Below are 23,542 nucleotides of genomic sequence, written 5' to 3' on the forward strand. Positions count from 1 at the left end.
ATGAAAAAGCTGATGGTTTTGCTTATTTCTTTTAGCATGGTAATCGTATTAACTGCGTGTAATTCGGATAAAGAAACATCAGAGGAGCAAACCGATTCGAATGGGAAAACGAAAATGACAGTGTTTATGCCAGAAAGTGATACAATAGATTTGGAAACCAATTCCTTTACAAAATTTGCAGAAGAGGAATTTGGAATTAATTTTGAATTTGAAACAACCTCCATGGATGGAGCAGCAGCCAAAGAGCGCCGGCAAATTTCTTTAGCAAGTGGAGATTACCCTGATGTGTACTTCCTTACTGAATGGGTGGATCAGTTTAAAGCAAATGATCTTTTGAAATATGGAAAACAGGGAGTGTTAATACCATTAAACGACTTGATTGAAGAACATGCACCAAATCTTCAGAAGGTACTAGAGGAACATGAGGAGTTTCGAAAAATCACGGTGGCTCCAGATGGGAATATATACGGAATTCCACAATTAGAAGAATGCTTTCATTGCACATGGCCGAACAAAATGTGGATTAATACGGATTGGTTAGAGAAACTGGATTTGTCTATACCTGAAACACATGAAGAGTTTAAAAATGTGTTAACGGCATTTAACGAACAAGACCCCAATGGAAATGGAAAATCAGATGAAATACCTTTAAGTGGATCGATTGCTTTACCACAACATTCCATTATCCCTTTTTTAATGAATGGATTTATATATGACGATGTGGATTCGAAGCTAATGGTTCAGGATGGGAAAGTAGAATTCGTAGCGAATAAAGTGGAGTGGAAGGAGGGATTAACATATATACGATCATTATATGAGGAAGGATTGATTGATCCAGGAGCATTCACTCAAAATCAAGATGCTTATTTACAATTAGGAAATAATACAGAAATGTTACTTGGTGCAGCAACATCCATCCACCCATGGGAGTTTACGAATAACGAGAATCAATATGCCTATGATCCTTTAACACCATTAAAAGGCCCACATGGACAGTATGCTTCCTATTACTATCCAGTAGTACAAGGAGCTACTTTTGCTATTACAAATAAAGCAAGTGAAGAGGCACAAATTAAAGCGATAAAACTATTAGATTATATGTTTACAGAGGAAGGATCTACTCGGGCCCATTTTGGTGTTGAAGGAGAGGATTGGATCAAGCCTGAAGAAGGTGATGTCGCGATTAATGAAGAGGTTGAACCAAATTTAAAGCAATTGCATTCAGATGAACCAACAAATAATGCTTGGGGAGCTAGTGCTCAATATTACCAAACAAGAGAATATAGAGATGGATGGGTGCAGGCGGAGGATATTTATACAGACGAAGGTTTTGAGCGGCGCTTGCAGGAGGCGACCTATCTTTATGAAGGAAAGGAACCAGATGAATTATTCCCTTTCTGGGCGATATGGTATCCTGAAAATGTTCAGGATGAGTTAGCGACATTAGAAACAAATATTCTCGATAATGTCGAGCAGAGCTCTGTTCAGTTTATTACCGGTGAATTGAGCATTGAGGATGATTGGGATGATTATGTCGCAGGCCTTGAATCACTTGGTGTAGGAAGATATGTTGAAATTAATCAAGAGGCCTATAATCAATATTTAGAAGCAAACTGAGATTTGTTTAGTGAAGTTAATCAATGAAAAAAGGTTTCCTATTAACATTGGGAAACCTTTTTTCGGCTTCAGTTTAAATGACTATAAAGGCCCTTTAATTTTAAACGTTCAATCTCTTCCACGACTAGTTGAGCTATCTCGGTTGCTCCTGTTTTACGAAAATGTGTGCTGTCTTGTACGCCTTCTGAATAATTAGGGCTTTCGTCTTCTTCCAGCCACATAAAAAGATCTTTACTTTCCTCCGGGCCTAACTGATTATATAATTCCGTTGTCTTTTCTGTCATGTGAAGTACTGGTACATTTTCCTCTTGGGCAAGCTCCTTCATTGCTTTTGGGTAATCGCCATGTGAAGGAATAAACGTTCCATCCTCAGAAAAGGTTCTTCTTTCCACAGGTGTAAGAAGTACAGGGAGGGCTCCTTGTTCCCTTGCTCCATCAATGTATTGCTTTAAATAGCTTTTATAAGTGGTAGAAGGATCTGTATATAGAGAAGGCTTGTCTTCCTTTGCATCATTGTGGCCAAATTGTATAAAGAGGTAATCCCCCTTTTGTATTTCAGAAAGAATTTCATCCAATCTTCCTTCCGCGATAAAGCTTTTAGAGCTTCTTCCTGATGCCGCTTTATTGATCACCTCAATCTTTTTATCGAAAAGAGGATCTAATACTTGTCCCCAACCTGTTCTAGGGGCACGCTCCTCTGTATAGTTTGAAGCTGTAGAATCTCCTGCAATATAAATCCATGTCTGATTTTCTTCTCTTTTTTTATTACTAGAGGATGAATTAACCGTTATAATACCGATACTAAATACGAAAATGATGGAGAACAGTACAATCATGGAGAGTTTTCGTCTTTTACCATCAACCATTTTTTCTTTCCTTTCTATCATAGAAGTCATAGGCTTAGCTTAACTAATTCCGAAGCAAACATACTGAATAAACTGTCCACTTTTCCAGTGATTAATATATCATTAAGTTTGTCTTCTGCATAGAGATTTTTTAGTTATTTTCAATAATGTAGGTAAAGGAAATTAGTATGTTTTCTTTAGTAGTTACTATATAATGAAAAGTATAATTTCTATAAAAAGGCAGGAATTATTGATGACAGATCAAAATATTACAAGAATTGAGTTAGATGGGAAGGAATACATATTAATTGGTACTGCACATGTATCGAAGCAAAGTGCAGAGCAGGTGAAGGAAGTTATTCAGAAGGAAATGCCCGATTCTGTTTGTATCGAACTGGATAAACAAAGATATGAATCAGTTGTCCATGATAGTAAGTGGCAAAAGATGGACATCTTCCAAGTTATTAAAGAAAAAAAAGCATCCTTGCTTTTAATGAACCTTGCGATATCCTCCTTTCAGAAGCGGATGGCTAAGCAATTTGGGATAAAACCAGGACAAGAGATGATACAAGGAATCGAGTCAGCGGAAGAAATCGGTGCAGAGCTAGTATTAGCCGATCGTAATATTCAGATAACCTTTTCACGAATTTGGGGAAGCATCGGCTTTAAAGGAAAAATGATGTTACTCACTCAAGTAATTGGTGGTGTTTTCTCAAAGGAAACTATTACAGAAGAAGAGCTTGAGAAAATGAAAACACAGGATTCGATTGATAGTGTCCTTAGTGAGTTCACAGAAGCTTTTCCTCGATTGAAAAAACCGCTTATTGATGAGCGTGATCAATATCTTGCACAAAAAATTAAAAAAGCTCCAGGAAAGAGAATTGTAGCAGTACTAGGTGCTGCCCATGTTCCAGGTATTACAAAGGAAATTAGAAAAGAGCATGATCTAAAAGCACTGACAAAGGTTCCACCAAAGTCAAAAGCGCCTAAAATTATAGGGTGGTCCATTCCTCTTCTGATCATCGCTTTAATTGTATACACCTTTATAGCAAATCCGGTTGCTGGATGGCAGCAGGTATTGAGCTGGCTCATATGGAATGGCGGTTTATCTGCACTTGGCGTTATTATTGCGCTTGGTCACCCTTTGGCAGTCTTAACCGCCTTGATTGCTGCACCAATTACTTCATTGAATCCATTGATGGCAGCAGGGTGGTTCGCTGGTTTTGCTCAAGCTTACCTCAAGCGTCCGCAGGTGTCCGATTTCGAGTCACTTTCAGAGGATGCTGTAACAGTGAAGGGCTTTTGGAATAACAAAGTAACACGAATCTTATTAGTGATTGTTTTTGCTAATATCGGTAGTGGTTTAGGAACTTTTATAGCAGGAACAGATATTATAAGGTTGTTTTTCAACAATTTATAAAAAAGGTGGTTAGAGGATGGACAAGTAGCCCATCCTCTATAAAATATCCTCCAAGGTTTCTTGGATAGTTGGATAATGAAAACTGTATCCTGCCTTCTCTAGCCTATCTGGTAAGACCCAGCGACTTTTTAAAATAAGCTCTGTTTCTGTTCTAATAAAAATGGCACCAAGTTCTAACAGTGGCGCTGGAGCAGGTAATCCTAATGGTCGATTTAACTTCCTTCTTAATTCCTTCATCAAAATATAATTTGGTATCGGGTTCGGTGCTGAGCAGTTAAATATGCCAGACAAATCCTCTCTATCCTTTAAAAAAAGGATGATGTTCCATATATCCTCAATATGAATCCAACTGAACATCTGTCTACCATTTCCTTGAATCCCTCCAAGGCCAAATGTTACTAAATTTTTATAAGGTGTCATTACCCCACCATCAGGACCGAGTACGATTGCTATTCTAAGTGCAACTTGTCTTGTGTTCGGCAAAGAAAATTGAAAAAAGGCATTTTCCCACTTTTTTGCAACATCGACAGAAAAACCTACTCCGATTTCTCCATCCTTCTCCGTCATTGGTTTATCCTCTGCATGACGATAGATTGTAGCAGTGCTTGAGTTTATCCATAATTTCGGTGGATGCTCACATTTACTGATTGCATCTCCTAATAATTTTGTTGTTCCTGTTCTAGATGTCAGAATTTCTTGTTTGTTTTTCTCATTATAACGGCAGTTTACCGATTTTCCAGCTAAATTAATTACCAGTTCAGCATGATTGAGAGCTTGTAACATTCCTTCTTGATCGTTCCATGTTATAGCAGGTGGCTTTCGTGAAATGATAGCGACATCGTAGCCTAAATCTAGGAACTTCTCTCTCAGATAAGCTCCTATGAAGCCTGATCCACCTGTGATTACTACTTTCTTTTTCAATGGGATCACCTCACACTTTTTCCTCATCCTAACATATAAGCACCCATTTGTTGACAAAAACTCTGAAAATTGTGTGAAATTTTGATATAATGGGAAAACCAATAAGTAAGAATCTAAGGGGGAGCAGAATGGCAAAGCGTGCACTTATCAATGTTGATTATACGGTTGATTTTATAGCATCTAATGGTGCTTTAACATGTGGGGAGCCTGGACAAGCAATCGAAGCGAAAATAACAGAAATTACGAAATCGTTTATGGACCAAAAGGATCTTACTATATTTGCTGTGGATGTCCATGAAGAAGGCGACCCTTACCATCCAGAAACGAATCTGTTTCCGCCACATAATATCAGGAGAACAAAAGGAAGAGATTTATACGGAAGCTTGAAAGCTGTTTATGAAGCAAATAAGCAACAAAATCATGTATACTATATAGATAAAACGAGATATTCAGCTTTCGCTGGAACTAATCTGGAGCTTTTACTTCGCGAAAGAGGGATAAAAGAGCTACACTTAATTGGGGTATGTACCGATATTTGTATTTTACATACAGCAGTGGATGCTTATAATAAAGGGTTTGACATGGTAATTTACCAAGATGCTGTTGCCTCCTTTAATCAAGCAGGACATGAATGGGCACTTGGTCATTTTGCACAAACACTAGGAGCAAAAGTGAAGGAATTTGGAGGAAACTGAGATGACATATGAAGACGATAGCTTGATGCTGCATACTGATTTGTATCAAGTAAACATGGCAGAAACCTATTGGAGAGATGGAATGGCAGAGAATAAAGCAGTTTTTGAGCTCTATTTTCGCAAACTGCCTTTTGACAATGGTTATGCTGTTTTTGCAGGATTAGATCGGGTATTGGATTTTATTCATAATTTTGGTTTTACCGAAAGTGATTTGACTTACTTAAAAGAGATTGGCGGCTATGATGACGACTTTCTAGAGTATTTACGCAATATGCGCTTTAGTGGTACGATACGTTCTATGAAAGAGGGGGAAGTTGTTTTTGCCAATGAGCCTCTTATGCGCATAGAAGCACCACTGGCAGAAGCACAATTAATCGAGACACCTTTATTGAACATTGTGAATTATCAAACATTGATTGCGACAAAAGCTGCTAGGATTAAATATGTTGTTGGTGATAGTGTTGTGATGGAATTTGGTACAAGAAGAGCTCATGAAATGGATGCTGCCATTTGGGGAACCCGTGCCGCTTATATCGGTGGTTTTTCTGCAACAAGCAATGTCCGAGCAGGAAAGCTATTTGGCATACCGATAGCAGGGACACATGCCCATTCTATGGTACAGGCATATCGCAGTGATTATGAAGCATTTAAAAAATATGCGAGCACCCATTATGATTGTGTCTTCTTAGTAGATACTTATGACACACTTCGTTCTGGTGTTCCTAATGCCATCCGTGTAGCGAAGGAATTCGGTGATAAAATAAATTTTAAAGGTATCCGTTTAGATAGTGGAGATATGGCATATTTATCTAAGAAAGCCCGTAAAATGTTGGATGCTGCTGGATTTAAAGATGCAGAGATTATCGCATCAAACGATTTAGATGAATATACAATTTTAAACCTACAGGCACAGGGAGCCAAAATTGATATCTATGGAATAGGAACAAAGCTAATTACTGCTTACGATCAAGCAGCCCTTGGGGGAGTATACAAGCTTGTTTCGATCGAAGAGAATGAAGAAATGGTGGATACGATTAAGATTTCGGCTAATCCGGAAAAGGTGACTACACCTGGTAGTAAACGTGTTTATCGCATTATTAATAATGAAAATGGCCACTCTGAAGGGGATTATATTGCTTTAGAAGATGAGAATCCCCAGGAAGAGCCGAGGCTGAAGATGTTTCACCCTGTCCATACCTATATTAGTAAGTTTGTGACGAATTTCACAGCGAAGGATTTACATCAGGATGTCGTAGTAGATGGGAAAATTTGCTATGAGTCACCTAGTCTTCAGGAAATTCAAAATTACACAACGGAAAATATGAATCTCTTATGGGAAGAGTATAAGCGAACAATGAAGCCTGAGGAATATCCTGTTGATTTGAGTGAAAAATGCTGGGAAAATAAAATGAACCTGATAAAAGCAATCAAACAACGTGTTAAAGGTATGGTGAAATCAGAATAAAGGAGTGTATCACATGCGTCCAGTGCAAAAAGAAATTATCCAAAAACTAAAAGTACAACCAGAAATTGATCCGCAAGAAGAGTTTCGCCGAAGTGTCGATTTCGTAAAAGATTATCTGTCAAAGTATTCTTTTTTGAAAAGTGTTGTATTGGGGATTTCTGGAGGTCAGGATTCGACGTTAGCAGGTTATATTTGCCAAACAGCTGTTAATGAGTTAAATGAGGAAAACGGAAAGAACGATTATCAATTTATAGCAGTGAGACTTCCGTACGGAGAACAAGCGGATGAAGAAGATTGTTTGGATGCTTTGGCTTTTATTCAACCGAGTAAAACAGTTCGCGTAAACATTAAAGCAGCAGTAGATGCGAGTGAGGAAGCAGTGGAAAAAGAAATCGGTCCACTAAGTGATTTTGTAAAAGGAAATACAAAGGCAAGAGAACGTATGAAGGTACAGTATGATATTGCGGCATCTGTTAACGGTGTAGTAGCTGGGACTGATCATGCAGCCGAAGCAGTGACTGGCTTTTTCACCAAGTATGGAGATGGAGCAGCAGACATTATTCCATTATATCGTCTTACTAAGCGACAAGGGAAAGCAATCTTAAAAATGCTTGATTGCCCAAAACACTTATACTTAAAAACGCCGACAGCAGATTTGGAAAGTGATAAGCCGATGCTTCCTGATGAAGTTGCATTAGGAGTAAGCTATGAAGCGATAGATAACTATCTAGAAGGCAAACCAGTTAGCGATCAAGATGCCGAAACAATTGAGAACTGGTATATGAAAACAAGGCATAAAAGAGAAGAGCCAATTTCTGTTTTTGATAATTGGTGGAAGTAAAACATGAGGCTACCCTAAACATTTCTTTTTATAGGATGGGAAGGATAGCCTTTCTGTCTATATAGAATACAAACTAATTGACCTAATCAAGATCCTATGTTATATTTATCTTGAATTCGAGATAAATGAATTTCCATCATTGGGGTCTTTCGAACGATTAGCAATGGTAAATTTCAAAAACATCGAAACTAGGGGATGAATCAGATGAATGGTTTAAAAGGGGTACACCATGTTACAGCCATTACGAGTAGTGCAGAAAAAAATTATCAATTTTTCACGTATGTTCTAGGGATGCGTTTAGTGAAGAAAACCGTTAATCAAGACGATATCCAAACCTATCATTTATTCTTTGCGGATGATAAAGGTAATCCAGGTACAGATATGACGTTTTTCGATTTTCCAGGCATCCCAAAAGGAACACATGGAACGAATGAGATCTATAAAACATCTTTTCGAGTACCAAGTGATGCAGCGATAGAATATTGGAAAAAACGCTTCGATCGATTAGAAGTAAAACATACTGGGATTAAAGAACAATTCAACAGAAAGACATTATCCTTTGTAGACTTTGATGATCAACAATATCAGTTAATATCAGATGAAAACAACATTGGGGTCGACTCAGGGATCCCATGGCAAGATGGTCCGATTCCGTTAGAATACGCCATCACTGGCTTGGGTCCAATTTTTGTTCGGATACAGGATTTTGCCTATTTTAAACAAGTGATGGAAAAGGTATTACAATTCGAAGAAATCGAACAAGAAGATTCCTTCCATTTATTTGAAGTGGGAGAAGGTGGAAATGGAGCAAGAGTTATTGTCGAAGAAAACGTCGTATTACCAATGGCCCAGCAAGGGTACGGAACGGTACACCATGCCGCATTTCGGGTAGATAACAAAGGAACATTGTTAGAATGGGATAAACATTATCGCCAATTCGGTTTTCAAACATCAGGCTTTGTTGATCGCTTTTTCTTCCAATCTCTTTATACAAGGGTAGCTCCACAGATTTTATTCGAGCTTGCCACAGATGGCCCAGGATTTATGGGTGATGAGGATTACGAGACACTCGGGGAGAGGCTTTCCCTACCACCATTTTTAGAGGATAAAAGAGAACAGATTGAAGGCATGGTACGCCACATTGACACGGTTAGAAGTACAATGACAATCGAAAAGGAATACGAGTAATTGGAATTGAAGAGACTTTCTTCCTACTATGGAGGAAAGTCTTTTTACATATCTTAAAAGTATGCTTAATTTCAAAAATTTTACAAAGAGTTAACAGAGCTTCAATAGGAATAAAATAATTATATGCTAACTTTAAAAAGGAAGTGATGGTGGTGAACTTGAAATTAAATTTTCTGAAAGGATGAAGAAGATGAGAAGAAAGTTAGTTTCATTAGGCCTTGTGTTTCTATTTAGTTGGTTACTAGCTCCAAGTTTAAGTGCGGAGGGTCCACTTGATCCAGCTCCAGAAATATTACCATCCCAAACGGCAAATGGTAAGTCTGTCTTGTTCGATAATACTCATGGGCAAACAGCGGGCGCAGCAGATTGGGTGATAGATGGCGCTTTTTCAGATTTTGCCGATGCGATTGCAGAGGAAGGATATTATGTAACGGAATTAAGAAAAGAAGGCAGGTTTACTTTAGATGATATAGATGATTATGAAGTATTTGTTATCCCTGAAGCTAATATACCCTTTTCAACCAGTGAGCAGGAGGCAATGCTAGATTATGTCCATCAGGGTGGAAGTATTTTTTTCATCGCTGATCATTACAATGCCGATCGAAATAAGAATAGATGGGATTCCTCTGAAGCGTTTAACGGGTACCGTCGAGGTGCATGGCAGGATCCAGCCAAGGGGATGAGTTCAGAAGAAGCAAATTCTTTTTATATGCAAGATGTAGAAAGCTCTGATTGGTTATCCGATAACTTTGGGTTCAGAATTCGTTACAATTCACTAGGAAATGTATATTCCGATCTAGTTGTAGAACCTTCTCAAGCATTTGATATTACCGAAGGTGTCGGAACGATGACCATGCACGCAGGCTCTACTGTAGCGATTACTGATTCGGATAAAGCCAAAGGTATCGTGTATATCGAAGAAACGAATGAGGCTTGGTCACATGCGGTAGACCAAGGTGTTTATAATGGTGGTGGGATAGAAGAAGGACCATATGTTGCTATCTCTAAATCAAATCTAGGAAAAGTCGCGGTGATAGGCGATTCTTCACCAGTAGAAGACATTACGCCGAAGTATAAGCGAGAAGAAACTGGTGGAACGAAGAAAACATATGATGGATTTTATGACCAAGATAATCATATTTTACTTGTCAATCTTATCAATTGGTTGGCCGTACAGGAAAACTACACCTCCTTAGATCAGGTGAATGGTTTGGAATTGGATCAAGAAACCGAATTGTTAGCATTAGAGAATCCTGTGACATCTACTGAACCTCAATCCGAGCCATGGAGTCTACCAGAGCCTGATTACGATTGGTGGGATCGCTCAACCTTTGACCCAGGATCCTATGGATATGAAGGGGCGGAAGATAGTGATCCTATTGAGAATGATGCAATGGAAAACTTTGAAAGCGGAAGTAAAGGAGCCTATGCAGCAGGTACAGTTAGCTTATCCTCAGGATCTTGGTATTTTGATAATGCCCTGCTAGGAGACCTTTCCAGTGATAAGAAAAATGGTACGCAAGCAGCAAGAATTAGGGTAGAAGGTTCTATTGAAATGAATTTTGACGTGGATAGCGCATCAAGTATATCTTTATCCCATGCTAATTTTGGCAATGATAGTGGTGCCAAATGGTCTATCCAAAAGTCAACAAATGGTGGAGCTTCGTGGTCAACAATTGGAGGGCCTTATCATAGCGGTAGCTCTTTAGCAACGAAAGATATAACAGTTAATGAAGGAAACCCTGTTCGTTTTCGTCTTCTTGTAGAAGGTGTATCTGGTGAACGAATTAATATTGACAATTGGGAGATTCATCCTTAATCGGGTTAGATGGACAAGAAATAGGAATGCTCTGCATCGGGTATTCCTATTTCTATTATTTACAAAAAATTTACAAAAATATGGTTATTTCTTAATATTTGCAATTTAAGATGGTATTGTCTAGGAAATATGGATGACTTGAGGGGGATAAAAATTGAAAAAGCTATGGTTAATCGTGATCGCCTTGTTGCTTTCAATACTAGTTGCATGTGGTGACACAGAAGAAGGCTCTGCGAAAGAAAAAGAAACGGATGGAGAAGGTTCTAATGAAAAAATAGATACACTTTCGATTGGCTTTGTACCATCAAGAGAGCCAGACGAAATCATTACCGCAACAGAACCATTAAAGGATTTATTGAAAGAAGAGATGGCAACACAGGGTTATGAGATTGGCGAAGTAGATATTTCAGTAGGTACCAATTATGAGGCAGTTGGGGAAGCTCTTTCAGCAGGTACAACAGATATTGGCTTAATTCCTGGTGGTACATATGTGCTTTATGATGATGGTGCGGAAGTAATATTAACTGCAACTCGAGCAGGTTTAAATAATGATTCAGACAATGCCAAGGATTGGAATGATAATAAACCGACAGAAGCGGTAGAGGATCAAGTAACCTATTATCGCGCACTTATGATTGCAGGCCCTTCCGAAAAAGGACAAGCATTAGCGGAAAAAGTAAACAATGGAGAAGAGCTTTCATTTGAAGATGTGAACAGTGCTTCCTGGGCAGTCATGTCCTCTTCTTCACCAGCAGGATATATTTATCCATCGCTTTGGCTACGTGAGAAGTTTGATAAGACGATTGCAGATTTAGATAATGCCGTTCAAGTAGATTCCTATGGGAGTGCATTTGCCCGTTTAGCGAAAGGACAAATTGATGTGATGGTCACTTATGCAGACGCTAGAAGAGATAATGCAGAAGCATGGGAAGATGAATTTGGAGGAAAAGCATCCATTTGGGATGAAACGAATGTAATTGGTGTGACACCAGGAATTTATAATGACACCGTGAGTGTGAGCAAGAATTCAGAAAAGATGACAGATGAATTGAAAGCAGCCATTCAACAGGCATTTATTAATATCGCCAAAACGGATAAAGGTAAAGAAGTTATTTCTATCTATAACCATGAAGGCTATCAAGAAGCAGAGTCATCGGATTATGATAATGAGCGAGAAGCACAAGAGATTGTGCAAAGCTTAAATTAAAGAGCATTGCAAGCATGAGAACATCGTTTTGATGTTCTCATTTTCTCACCTTTCAAGAACGAAGGAAGCTTTCAAACAAGAATGGAGAATCACAATGATTGAATTTAAAAATGTTGAAAAAAAGTATCCCAATAATGTGAAAGCATTAGAAGATATTAATATACAAATTCCAAAAGGAGAATTTGTTGCTGTTATTGGTTTATCAGGAGCAGGTAAATCAACACTTATACGTTGTATTAATCGAATGCATGATATCACTCGTGGAAAACTGATCGTTGATGGCATCGATATAGGTAAATTAAGAGGACATGAGATTCGTAAGTTTCGTCAGCGAATAGGAATGATCTTTCAATCCTTTAATCTCGTGACACGAATTTCGGTGCTGAAAAATGTGTTGGTATCATTAGTGCCAGAACTGTCTGCCTGGCGTAAGGTGACAGGTATCTTCTCCAGAGAGCACAAAATAAAGGCGCTAACAGCATTGGAGCAGGTCGGAATCTTGGATAAAGCATTTGTAAGAGTGGACCAATTATCAGGGGGGCAGCAGCAACGGGTAGCGCTTGCTAGAACATTGGCACAGAATCCTGAGATTATTCTCGCAGATGAACCGATCGCCTCCCTTGATCCTGTGACCTCTAAGCAAGTTATGAACGATTTTAAAAGGATCAATGAAGAAATGGGTATAACGGTTATTATGAACATTCATCATGTCGAAATTGCTCTGGAGTATGCGCATAGAATACTTGGGGTCCGAGACGGCAGAATTGTATACGATGGCAGTGCGAAAGATGTTTCAGAGGAAGTGTTAGATCATATTTACAAAAGTCGAGAAGACGTAATGAAAGAAGTGGAAGGGGAAAAAGTTTATGTATGACAAAATTTTCCCACCGAAAAAAATTGTACTAGCTAGTGGTAGTGTAGTGAAGGAAAAGAGATCACGAACTCCTATTATTCTAGTATTAGTCCTTGTTGGATTGATCTTATCTTTTCGATTTACTAATTTTGATTTCCAGCAATTAATGAGTAGATGGTATGAGTTTTTTGTGATCATCGGGGATATGATTCCACCTAAATGGGAATACTTCCCAAGTTTATGGCGACCATTATTAGACACAATTAAAATGTCCATTCTCGGCTCTTTTTTGGGCGCAGTAGTAGCTGTTCCCGTTGCATTTCTAGCATCTACGAATATTATTAAAGCTAAAATCATCACTATGATCACGAAGGTCTTTTTAAGCATATTAAGAACAATGCCTACATTAGTATCCGCATTAATCGCCACCTTTATTTTTGGATTAGGCACACTTGCTGGTACTGTCGCTATTTTTCTATTCACACTAGCATATGTCGGTAAGCTACTCTATGAACAAATCGAAAATGCTAACATGGAGGCATTTGAAGCAATGGAGTCTATTGGAATGAATAAGCTCCAGGCGTTTCGATATGCTATTTTTCCTCAGATTCTACCAAACTATTTATCTACCTCATTGTTTTGCTTTGAGGGAAATGTGCGTTATGCGGCTATTTTAGGATATGTAGGTGCTGGTGGGATTGGTTTATTGCTAAACGAGGGATTAGGCTGGCGGGATTATGCAAGTGTTGGCATGATTTTATTGATGCTAGCGATCACGGTTTTTCTCATTGAAACAATCAGTGAGCATTTTAGGAAAAAGCTAACGTAAAAGGAGTCTTTCATACATGAATTTAGTCGAAAAACAATTATATCATGCCCCGAGAAACAATCGCTATATCTTGCTGATTTCTGCTGTTTTAGTAGTTCTATTTGCGTGGTCCATTACTGCTGTTAATATAGAAAATCTTGAACAAAGTGGAATATCCATTGCAGGAAGTATATTAAAAGGAATTATTAGCCCAGATCTTGATTTGTTATTAGCAACAGGAACTCAAGGGGTAGCTTATTTATTAGTCGAAACCATTGCGATAGCATTTCTTGGAACCATCATTGGATCAATTCTAGCCATCCCACTTGCCTTTTTCTCTGCATCCAATGTTGTTCCAAAACCAGTTGCCTTTATCACAAGATTGCTACTTATTTTTATACGAACAGTCCCTGCATTGGTCTATGGTCTAATGTTTATTCGTGTAACAGGCCCAGGCCCTTTTGCCGGTGTTTTAACGATCGCCGTCATTTCAATTGGAATGCTTGCAAAGCTATATGTGGACGCTATTGAGGATTTGGACACAAGTATTTTTGAATCGATGACATCCATTGGTTGTACAACCTTTGAAAAAATTCGATATGGCATCATTCCACAGCTATTCTCCGTGTTTCTTTCGATCATGATTTATCGATTTGATATGAATTTACGAGAAGCGTCTATATTAGGTTTAGTAGGTGCCGGCGGTATTGGTGCACCACTTATTTTTGCAATGAATGCCTATAGATGGAATGAAGTAGGATCGATTTTAATTGGATTGGTTGTGCTCATCTTAATTGTTGAGCTTACATCTAATAAAATCCGAACAAAATTAGTGAGAGGGTAAAATGATACATCAATAGAGGGGAAGCTCTTATCTATTGATGTTTCTTATTATACTCGCTTATCATTTAGAGATGCTATCCCGCCACTTTCTAAGCTTTTTCCGCCAATTTATTTAGTATATCCGCCACTTTCCTTTGCATTCCCGCCACTATACTCCGTTTTCTCGCCACTTCTAATGAAAAAGATCCCAGCGAGGACTTCCTCACTGGGAGTCTCCTATTAATGGATCTCTAAATAATCGACATAGGCGTCCCATTCCCCATTATCGGATGTTACGACAAGCTCCACTTCTTGATTTCCGGTTCCATGACTAACATTGTCAATGGTATAAACAGCGGGATAACCGTCACCAAAATAAAAGGTTCCTTTATACACTCCTCCTATTAGAAGGTCTACTTCGGCCATATTTGAGTGATTGGATGAGGCCCCACGTAAGGAGAAGCTATGGGTATTGCTTTGGAAATATTGCGTATATTTTACGGAATCATTGTTAGCATATAAAGCGACTCCATTGAATGGTGAGTTAATGTTACCGGTATATTGACCACTTTTAGTCATATTTTCTGCTTCCACCCTCGTAGTATTGCCAGAACCATCGTCACCACCGCCACCGGAGTTCCCGCCGATTGTTAATGTATTACGGTAGACATCCGCACTACCACTACTTTGATAGCCTTCAACGGTAAGGGCAACTTCATACATTTTCCCCATTTCCATACCTAAGCTTTCCCACTTTTTAAAGTGTTCACTAACAGAGATCGTTCCACTAGTTCGTTTCGTTCTTCGTACACTCCAATATTGTTGGAAAGTTCTAGTACCCTTAATAGAAGGCTGATTGACGCGTGTGGTTTCATAGATATCGTAGGTACCTCCGTCAACCGTAATCGTACCTTTAGAAGTTCCACCTGGTGGACGCCAGCTTCCCCAGCTGTCGACAATATAATATTCTACAAGCGGATCCACCGTCCATCCATATACAGTTAAATATGAATTTCCGTTCGGTTGATAGTTCGCACCATAATTTATGGAGATGTTTCCTATTTGCTGATGTGTCTGAGTCTCATCGAATTTTTTCCCTTTTCGGAATAATATATTATTAATATTACTCCACTCGGCACTGAACGTACCACCACTATTAAGTGTCATACTTCCGTAGCCACCATCATCCTTCCAAAATTCATAATCATAGCCATCATGTGTGCCTGTTTCATTGCTCGTAATCGCAGCATGTACATTTGATGCAGGAAACATCAGAGCTAAACAAAATAATGTGGCGAAAAATAATCTTGTCTTATTTCGCATTAATCTAATATCCTCCTTTGTTAGATAGTATAAGCTGATTTAAGCCTCCTTTCTTGTTTTTGAAAGCGTTTTAATAACGCTCAACGCCATCATAACAAAGATAGAGTGCAATTTTTACCATAGAAACTATATCTATTACTTAAAAAATTTTAGTTCAAGATAAAATTGAAACCACTTCCAATTTTATCTTGACGAACATTTCTCTTTTTTATAAACTATAATTGTTCCAAATAAAAGAATATAGTTCCGTATAATGGAATAAAAGGAGAAGCAAAAATGGCCCAAGTACAATCTGTTGAACGAACATTATCGATATTAGAGTTATTAGCTGAGCACCCAGAAGGGTTAGGGATTACAGAGCTTTCAAGGAAAATGGAGCTTGCTAAAAGCACGGCACACAGACTTCTAAGTACACTAGTTAATAGGGGCTATGTAGAACAAAAAGAGGAAAATGGTGACTATCGTCTTGGGATTCAGTGTTTAGTAATCGCTAGCTCTCTCTTGAATAATCTAGATATTCGCTCTGTGGCAAAGGAAGCACTACATACATTAGCAAGAAGCTCAGGAGAAGTGGTCCATCTTTGTATGCAGGATCAATATGAAGTCGTTTACATTGATAAAGTGGAGAGTGAGCAAACACTACGAATGTATTCCCAAATTGGCAGAAGAGCATTTATGCATTGCACAGGTGTAGGTAAAGCACTACTTTCTGGCATAAGTAAAGAAGAAGTCGATAAAATGATCGAAGAAAAAGGTCTACCTAAATTTACAGAGAATACGATTACTGACAAAGAAGCATTATTCAAAGAATTAAAGCTTATTCGTGAAATAGGCTACGCCGTGGATGAACAAGAGCATGAGAAAGGTATCCGTTGTATCGCAGCACCTGTTTTTGATCATAACGGCAAAGCAGTAGCCGCGATCAGTATTGCTGGTCCTGCTGAAAGAGTAACGGAAGAAAGAGTGAAAGAAGAATTAGCAAAAGAAATAGTAGACCAAAGCTTAGCCATTTCAAAACAATTAGGGTTTTTCAAGCATTAACAGAAAGGGGAAAAATGAATGAAGATTACAAAACTTAAGACATTTTTAGTAGAGCCGAGATGGTGTTTTGTCAAAATCGAAACAGATGAAGGGTTAGTTGGCTGGGGAGAACCAGTTGTGGAAGGACGGGCTGCTACTGTCGAAACGGCTGTCCAGGAATTAGCTGAGTACCTTGTAGGAAAAGATCCTCTTCGAATTGAAGATCATTGGAATGTCATGTACCGTTCCGGTTTTTATCGGGGTGGTCCCATCCTAATGAGTGCTATTGCAGGGATAGACCAAGCTTTATGGGATATAAAAGGGAAATATTTCAATGCACCAATCTATCAACTGCTTGGTGGAGCATGTCGTGATTCGATTCGGGTTTATTCATGGATTGGTGGTGACAGGCCAAGTGATGTAGGAAAAGCAGCGAAAGTAATGGTGGATGCAGGCTTTACAGCCGTTAAAATGAATGGAACAGAAGAATTACAATATATTGATTCTTATGAAAAAATTGATCAGGCTATCGCTCGCATAGCATCTGTCCGGGAAGCGGTTGGAGATTATATTGGTATAGGCATTGATTTTCACGGTAGGGTTCATAAATCAATGGCAAAAATTTTAGCAAAGGAATTAGAAGCCTATCGACCAATGTTTATTGAAGAACCAGTCTTACCAGAAAATAATGAAGCACTCCGGGAAATTGCCAATCAAACAAGCATTCCGATTGCAACAGGTGAACGAATGTACTCAAGATGGGACTACAAAAAGCTACTTGCTGATGGATATGTTGATATTATTCAGCCAGACTTATCTCATGCAGGTGGAATAACTGAATGTAAAAAGATTGCTTCGATGGCTGAGGCATATGATGTCGCTGTTGCCCCGCATTGTCCATTAGGGCCGATTGCCTTAGCTGCTTGTCTGCAAATGGATGCAACCGCTCACAATGCTTTCATTCAAGAACAGAGTCTTGGAATTCACTATAATCAAGGGAGTGATTTACTGGATTATATTATGGATCGTTCTGTGTTCGATTATCAGGATGGGCATGTGAAAATCCCGCAAGGTCCTGGATTAGGTATAGAAATTAATGAGGATAAAGTAAAAGAAATGGCAGAAAAAGGACATTTTTGGAGAAATCCAGTCTGGCGTCATCAAGATGGTACTGTAGCAGAATGGTAAAAGGAGGCTACCTAAAATGGATGTGGTAACACTTGGAGAAACGATGGTTTTGTTTACACCAGAGTCTAGTGGTCTATTAAGATATGCCAACACTTTTTCGAAAAAGATAGGAGGAGCAGAATCCAATTTTGCGATAGGACTATCGAGACTTGGCTATCAAACAGGCTGGATTAGTAAAGTAGGTAACGATGAATTTGGAAAAGCTATCCTTTCTTTTCTAAAAGGAGAAGGCGTCGATGTTTCTCACGTTCACACGGATGAAAGTGCGCCAACAGGTATCTATTTTAAAGAATTTCGCAACAGTGCGAATGTAAGGGTGCAATATTATCGAAGTGGATCTGCTGCTAGCAAGATGGCACCATCAGATATAGATGAGAATTATATCGCTAAAGCAAAATATTTACACATTACCGGAATTACACCAGCACTAAGTACGAGTTGCTATCAGGCTATAAAGGAAGCGATACGTATAGCAAAAAGTAAGGAATTGCAAGTTGTTTTTGACCCTAATCTTAGAGAAAAACTTTGGCCAAGTAAAGAGAAGGCCCAACAGGTAATGCTAGAGATTGCGGCAGAAGCAGATATTATTTTGCCAGGTTTAAGTGAAGCTACCTATCTTTTTGGAGAAAAGGGACCTGATCAATTGGCTAAATGCTTCTTAGACTTAGGTGCCGAAACGGTCATATTAAAAGCTGGAAAAGAAGGAACCTACTATTACACATCGGAGCAGTCAGGATTTGTGGAATCTTTTTCAGTAGAACAGGTGGTGGACCCTGTCGGTGCAGGTGATGGATTTGCTGCAGGCTTTATTTCAGGGCTCTTAGATGAGTTACCCTTAATGAAAGCAGTGAAAAGAGGGAATGCGGTAGGTGCGATGGTTACGATGGTAAATGGAGATGTAGAAGGCTTGCCAGAAAAGGATGAAATCGAGCATTTTATTCAACCAAATAAAGAAGACGTTAGTCGATAATGAGGAGGAAATAGATTTGAGTGTATTGCAAAATATTTACGAAAATGGATTAGTAGGAATTATTCGTGGTGTCCAGCCAGATGATATTTTAGATGTCGCCAAATCTCTTCATCAAGGTGGGATCCATACATTAGAAATCACTGCTGACACCCCACGTATTTTACAAGTAATCGAACAGCTTCGGGAGGAATTACCTGAAGAAGTGATCGTTGGAGCAGGAACCGTATTAGATGCAGAGACGGCAAGAGCAGTGATTATGGCAGGGGCACAGTTTGTCTTTTCTCCAACAGTGAATATTGATATGATTCAAACGACAAAAAGGTATGGAGTCGTTAGTATTCCAGGTGCATTGACTCCAACTGAAATTTTAACAGCCTATGAAGCGGGTGGAGATGTGATTAAAGTGTTCCCAGCACGTTCAGCAGGACCAAATTATATTAAAGATGTGAACGGCCCATTATCGCATATCCCATTAATGCCAACTGGTGGGATTAATCTTGATAATATTATGGACTATTTTCAAGCAGGAGCGGTTGCTGCAGGGCTTGGTGGTTCATTAGTACAAGCAAAAAAGAAATATACCGAAACAGATCTAGCAGAATTAACAGAAAAAGCAAAAGCATATGTCGAGAAAGTGAAAGCGTTCCAAAATAATGTACAATAAAGAAAACGTCCTATAAAATTAAAACGACAAGCAACATGAAGTAGTTACAAATACTTACATGTTGCTTTTCTTTACACCTATAAAATCGAGTAGGAGATGGAAAAATGAGACGAATGCGATTTGCACCACCAACGGACCATTATGATGAACGATTAGAAAAAATCGATGAGCAAATATGTAAATTAATGAAAGAACGGAAAATCCTTTCTAATAATAATCCTGGTTTTCCAAGAGCATCCCTAATCACTGAATGGTCGCAAAAATATAATTTCTATGAAGATTTCCTTCGTAGTATTTTTTCACAACTTCTAGATGAAGAGGTTTATAAACCAAAGGTAAAGCCTAGAGGTTTTATGAAAAATATACCAATATTAAAATTATTTGAAAAGGATCAGATACTATATACTGTCACAGTAATAAGTCAATTTGAAAATGCTAGTATTGTTCGTCTTAACATTGATAGAATGCCAGATGATGTTATGTCAGATATGGATCGGGAGGAACACTTATATTATAGGCTTTCCATAGATGCAGAAGGAAAGTATTATGATTGTAGATGGGAAGGAGGTTCAGGTTCAGGAGAACACTCCTCGTATACTTACATTGTAGCACCAGCTTTACCAGACGATCATTCTAGCTATCAATTCGTTTTTACAGAATGTAAGACACCTTACGATAAAGCAACTGGTTTTGAGTTTAAGTTATAGAAAAGTAAGAAAGAATGTCCCCCACCTAAAAATAATGGGAATGTTCTTAGAGAAGCGGGTTATTAACTGTAGGACACTCGAAATCTCGGGCTAATCTAGCAAATTTTATGTATTAGTAAATGTTCTTAAAAGGGGAGAGAACGGAATGATTCTAGGTGCTCCAATAGCTAAGGGTAATACGGCAGATATTTATCTTTATAACAATAAAATCGTAAAAGTTTTCAATGACTATCTGCCTGATTCGGAAGCTTTTTATGAAGCAAGTAAGCAAGAATATGCCTTTTCCTGTGGACTCTCTGTTCCCAAAGTATACAGTGTTACGAAAATAGGTGGAAAACAAGCTATTATAATGGAATATATTGAGGGTAAAACATTAGCGGATTTATATTTTGAAAACAAAGAACATGCCGAATACTATCTAGATATTTCTGTCGATGTACAACTAAAAATTCATAGCATTATTCCAGAAACAATCGAACCCATGGTGAAAAAATTACATCATCAAATCGAGGGTGCACCTATTTTGGCAAAAAGACAAAAGTCATATTTAATAGAAAAATTAGACTCCATGATTTTTGAAACACGGCTTTGCCATGGAGATTTCCACTTATTTAATTTGATTATGACAGATAACAAAATTTCCATTATAGATTGGGTTGACTCAAGCGCAGGAGATATTCATGCAGATATTTATCGCACATATCTACTATATTCCCAATTATCATTGGAATTAGCTGAAATGTATTTGCGACTCTATTGTGAAAAAAGTGGTCTATTAAAATCTGATGTTTTCCAATGGGCCCCAATTATAGCCGGAGCTAGGTTATTTGAATCAGTGGAAACAGAGAGTAAGGATCGGCTGATGGCGATTATAAACAAATACTGTCCTTAATCCCTTAAATTAAAATCTTTTCCGAGATTACAATAATCTATCATAATTAGAAGGTTTCCTTCATGTGATAACAGAAATAGAAGGCTTCTAATCACTTCTATTTCTGTTAGAGTAAAACTAGCGATTAGAGCTAACATTACAAGTCTCCTGTGAGTGAGGAAATATTATACGTTAGATTTATGATGTCTAGTAATATATGCAAACGACACACCAATTAATATACTAATAAAAGTGAATATTAGAAAAAGATTACTATATAAAGCAGCGTTATTTGAATATTCAAATGGTAGCAAACTAGTGAAATTAGAATCCTGTTCAAGAAACGCTCCAATCATACTTGTTGCAGCAGCACCAGCTATAAAATTAAACATTGAGAAAAAGCCCATTCCTATTCCAACGGAGTTCTGTGGCAATGTCATGGAAATTGAATTGGATAAAGCAACACGAATAAAAGTCGCTCCTACATTGCCAAAGATTAAAATTGTCATAATCCATATGGGGTCAATCTCCACGAATACAGAGATAAGTACATAACAACAGAAAAGTAATCCAACTGACAGATAGAATAGAAACTGATTACCTTTTTTATCAGCTAATTTCCCTCCTCTTTTTCCGAGTAGTGCAGCAATGATTGCGGATGGAAACAATACAAGACCTATTGAGAGTTGAGATAGTTGATATACGTCATTTAACAGTAACGGTGTAGCGAACGTTAGAGCAAATAAAAGTGAAGCGGCAAAAAATGTAATAATAAGCATCAAAGAATATGCTTTATTTTTAAATAATTTAAAATTAACAAAAGGATTGCTATGATTGTAAATGTGAATTATGAAGAAGGTAAGAAGTATTGTTGCAAAAATGAAGTAGACTAAATTTGTTTGTGTAATAGCTAAAAGAAAGAGTGCAACGGTTACACCCAATAATCCAGCACCAATATAATCGAGTTTTAGTCCTTTCTTAGAGGTTTTCGGCAAGTATTTTTTGAAGTAAGGAAGACTAATTAATGGGAATAGTGATAAGGTAAAAAGTACGCGCCAATTACTAAATTCTGAAACAACACCTGAAATAATAGGTCCAAGGGCTGTCCCTAATGCCATACCAATAGCAATCGTACCAAGTGCTTTTCCGCGTTCCTTTTCTGGGAAAAAGCGTGTTGGAATGACCATTGACATGGTAGGTATGACGGAGGCACCGGATGCTTGGAGAATACGACTCACAATGACCATTCTAAAATCAATGGCGAATATTCCTATTATTGATCCGAAAGCTAACAACAACAAGCCATAGGTCAGTAATCGATTAAGTGAGTAATAATCAGCTAACTTCCCATATACTACTGTACCAATAGCATAAACCACCATATAGGAAGACAGAACCCAACTGACATCAGCTGAAGTTAGTGAGAATTCATCTCGAATGGTAGGTAAAGCAACATTGAATATAAATGCATTCATTACAGAAAAAATTAGGATAAACACAAGCACCCTCAACAACCTTCTTTTTTCATTCATTTGGAGTTCCATCATTATCATTCCTTTCTGTAGAATGCTTCTTCTCATTTGCTTCAATGGCATGATGTGCAGCTTGATTTAGTAATGTAAGCAAGCTTGCTTTTTCTGATGTCGACATCTCTTTAGTGAGAATATCTGTCCATTGTCCCAGAATATCTATAATTTGTTGTCGGATATTCAAGGCCTTTTCGGTTACATATACAAGGTTTTGACGGCGATCCTGCTTGCTTGGGTGTCGTATTATATAACCCTCTAGTTCAAGTTTCTGAATAGCACGTGTTGCTGTAGCTTTATCAACATACAGTCGCTGTGCCAAATCATATTGTGTCACACCATCACGCTGATATAACAGCATCAAAAAATGCATTTGGCTTGAACCAATTCCAAATTGCTGAAGATTTCTGCTAATGTACATCTCTGAATAACGATTAATCGTACTAATTAATTTACCTACTGATTGAATCTGAGGCTTCGACATAAGATCCCTCCTTATTAGTTGCATACGCAACTTTTTATAATTATAGTACAATTTAGTTGCGTATGCAACTATTTTTCGAGTATGGTGGATGGAAAAATTTATTCGTTGCAAAACTAGTAGATGGATACATTTTAAACTGAAGAAGATTAAGTAATGAGGGTAGTGATAAGTAGCATTCGATAACAATGTCTAAAAAGGAGGGCCATACCATTGATTTAGCCGTTATCTATATAGTTTTGTCCAGTAGTATCTTTTGCGAAAATAACTCGAAAATCAAGACCTCTAGCA

The 23,542-nt window shown here is 38.1% G+C and carries 22 protein-coding genes; 17 read left to right on the forward strand and 5 right to left on the reverse strand.

Annotated elements, in window-relative coordinates:
- Entirely contained in the window at positions 1–1,617 is a 1,617-nt protein-coding gene (locus ACZ5R4_RS15555) for a type 2 periplasmic-binding domain-containing protein (RefSeq protein ID WP_464367581.1), read from the forward strand.
- Between the two features lie 68 nt (positions 1,618–1,685).
- Here the strand turns inward: ACZ5R4_RS15555 and ACZ5R4_RS15560 are convergent, their stop codons facing one another.
- Positions 1,686–2,453: a rhamnogalacturonan acetylesterase gene (locus tag ACZ5R4_RS15560; RefSeq protein WP_464367582.1), complete on the reverse strand. Its 768-nt coding sequence runs from the start codon at positions 2,451–2,453 to the stop codon at positions 1,686–1,688.
- 262 nt (positions 2,454–2,715) lie between these two features.
- On the opposite strand from ACZ5R4_RS15560, the gene ACZ5R4_RS15565 reads away from it, so the two are divergent.
- Positions 2,716–3,882 (forward strand): TraB/GumN family protein, encoded by a 1,167-nt coding sequence (locus tag ACZ5R4_RS15565; protein WP_109985502.1) that lies wholly within the window; start codon positions 2,716–2,718, stop codon positions 3,880–3,882.
- Positions 3,883–3,918: 36 nt separating this feature from the next.
- Here the strand turns inward: ACZ5R4_RS15565 and ACZ5R4_RS15570 are convergent, their stop codons facing one another.
- Positions 3,919–4,803, reverse strand: coding sequence for a TIGR01777 family oxidoreductase (locus tag ACZ5R4_RS15570; protein ID WP_109985511.1), 885 nt, complete (start codon positions 4,801–4,803; stop codon positions 3,919–3,921).
- A gap of 128 nt (positions 4,804–4,931) precedes the next feature.
- On the opposite strand from ACZ5R4_RS15570, the gene ACZ5R4_RS15575 reads away from it, so the two are divergent.
- The 9 genes from ACZ5R4_RS15575 (at position 4,932) to phnE (ACZ5R4_RS15615) (ending at position 14,523) form a co-directional block, all read left to right on the forward strand.
- Entirely contained in the window at positions 4,932–5,498 is a 567-nt protein-coding gene (locus ACZ5R4_RS15575; protein WP_054788094.1) for a cysteine hydrolase family protein, read from the forward strand.
- A gap of 1 nt (position 5,499) precedes the next feature.
- Positions 5,500–6,963, forward strand: a complete 1,464-nt coding sequence (locus ACZ5R4_RS15580; protein WP_464367583.1) for a nicotinate phosphoribosyltransferase — start codon at positions 5,500–5,502, stop codon at positions 6,961–6,963.
- A 13-nt stretch (positions 6,964–6,976) separates the two neighbouring features.
- Positions 6,977–7,804, forward strand: a complete 828-nt coding sequence (gene nadE, locus ACZ5R4_RS15585) for an ammonia-dependent NAD(+) synthetase (RefSeq protein WP_054860385.1) — start codon at positions 6,977–6,979, stop codon at positions 7,802–7,804.
- 204 nt (positions 7,805–8,008) lie between these two features.
- On the forward strand, positions 8,009–8,992 hold the full coding sequence (locus ACZ5R4_RS15590; protein WP_464367584.1) for a ring-cleaving dioxygenase: 984 nt from the start codon (positions 8,009–8,011) through the stop codon (positions 8,990–8,992).
- Between the two features lie 190 nt (positions 8,993–9,182).
- A complete protein-coding gene (locus ACZ5R4_RS15595; RefSeq protein ID WP_464367585.1) occupies positions 9,183–10,811 on the forward strand; it encodes an Ig domain protein group 2 domain protein in 1,629 nt (542 codons plus the stop codon).
- A gap of 154 nt (positions 10,812–10,965) precedes the next feature.
- Complete coding sequence (locus ACZ5R4_RS15600; RefSeq protein ID WP_054860383.1) at positions 10,966–12,018, forward strand: PhnD/SsuA/transferrin family substrate-binding protein; 1,053 nt, start codon at positions 10,966–10,968, stop codon at positions 12,016–12,018.
- A gap of 94 nt (positions 12,019–12,112) precedes the next feature.
- Positions 12,113–12,892, forward strand: a complete 780-nt coding sequence (gene phnC, locus ACZ5R4_RS15605) for a phosphonate ABC transporter ATP-binding protein (RefSeq protein WP_277679536.1) — start codon at positions 12,113–12,115, stop codon at positions 12,890–12,892.
- A complete protein-coding gene (phnE, locus tag ACZ5R4_RS15610; protein WP_464367586.1) occupies positions 12,885–13,700 on the forward strand; it encodes a phosphonate ABC transporter, permease protein PhnE in 816 nt (271 codons plus the stop codon). The genes phnC and phnE (ACZ5R4_RS15610) overlap by 8 nt, the downstream gene beginning before the upstream one ends.
- 16 nt (positions 13,701–13,716) lie before the next feature.
- The gene (gene phnE, locus ACZ5R4_RS15615; RefSeq protein ID WP_464367587.1) at positions 13,717–14,523 is read left to right on the forward strand and encodes a phosphonate ABC transporter, permease protein PhnE; all 807 of its coding nucleotides are present in this window, start codon (positions 13,717–13,719) and stop codon (positions 14,521–14,523) included.
- 218 nt (positions 14,524–14,741) lie between these two features.
- Here phnE (ACZ5R4_RS15615) and ACZ5R4_RS15620 read toward each other — a convergent pair whose 3' ends face one another.
- Entirely contained in the window at positions 14,742–15,773 is a 1,032-nt protein-coding gene (locus ACZ5R4_RS15620) for a glycoside hydrolase family 11 protein (protein WP_425454601.1), read from the reverse strand.
- Positions 15,774–16,100: 327 nt separating this feature from the next.
- Between ACZ5R4_RS15620 and ACZ5R4_RS15625 the strand changes: the two genes are divergently transcribed.
- From ACZ5R4_RS15625 to ACZ5R4_RS15650, 6 genes are all read left to right on the forward strand, one after another.
- Positions 16,101–16,865: an IclR family transcriptional regulator gene (locus tag ACZ5R4_RS15625; RefSeq protein WP_277679533.1), complete on the forward strand. Its 765-nt coding sequence runs from the start codon at positions 16,101–16,103 to the stop codon at positions 16,863–16,865.
- Positions 16,866–16,883: 18 nt separating this feature from the next.
- Positions 16,884–18,032: a galactonate dehydratase gene (gene dgoD, locus ACZ5R4_RS15630; RefSeq protein ID WP_109985492.1), complete on the forward strand. Its 1,149-nt coding sequence runs from the start codon at positions 16,884–16,886 to the stop codon at positions 18,030–18,032.
- Positions 18,033–18,048: 16 nt separating this feature from the next.
- Positions 18,049–19,002, forward strand: coding sequence for a sugar kinase (locus ACZ5R4_RS15635; protein WP_464367588.1), 954 nt, complete (start codon positions 18,049–18,051; stop codon positions 19,000–19,002).
- A gap of 16 nt (positions 19,003–19,018) precedes the next feature.
- Entirely contained in the window at positions 19,019–19,666 is a 648-nt protein-coding gene (locus ACZ5R4_RS15640) for a bifunctional 4-hydroxy-2-oxoglutarate aldolase/2-dehydro-3-deoxy-phosphogluconate aldolase (protein WP_464367589.1), read from the forward strand.
- A 104-nt stretch (positions 19,667–19,770) separates the two neighbouring features.
- Positions 19,771–20,373, forward strand: a complete 603-nt coding sequence (locus ACZ5R4_RS15645; protein ID WP_054860381.1) for a hypothetical protein — start codon at positions 19,771–19,773, stop codon at positions 20,371–20,373.
- A 145-nt stretch (positions 20,374–20,518) separates the two neighbouring features.
- Positions 20,519–21,265, forward strand: coding sequence for an aminoglycoside phosphotransferase family protein (locus tag ACZ5R4_RS15650; RefSeq protein ID WP_109985488.1), 747 nt, complete (start codon positions 20,519–20,521; stop codon positions 21,263–21,265).
- Between the two features lie 164 nt (positions 21,266–21,429).
- On the opposite strand, the gene ACZ5R4_RS15655 is transcribed toward ACZ5R4_RS15650, so the two are convergent.
- On the reverse strand, positions 21,430–22,776 hold the full coding sequence (locus tag ACZ5R4_RS15655; protein ID WP_464367590.1) for an MFS transporter: 1,347 nt from the start codon (positions 22,774–22,776) through the stop codon (positions 21,430–21,432).
- A complete protein-coding gene (locus tag ACZ5R4_RS15660; protein ID WP_054860378.1) occupies positions 22,769–23,254 on the reverse strand; it encodes a MarR family winged helix-turn-helix transcriptional regulator in 486 nt (161 codons plus the stop codon). Before ACZ5R4_RS15660 ends, ACZ5R4_RS15655 begins: the two co-directional genes overlap by 8 nt.
- Positions 23,255–23,542 lie beyond the last annotated feature (288 nt).

It is taken from the genome of Gracilibacillus sp. JCM 18860, from assembly GCF_055395245.1.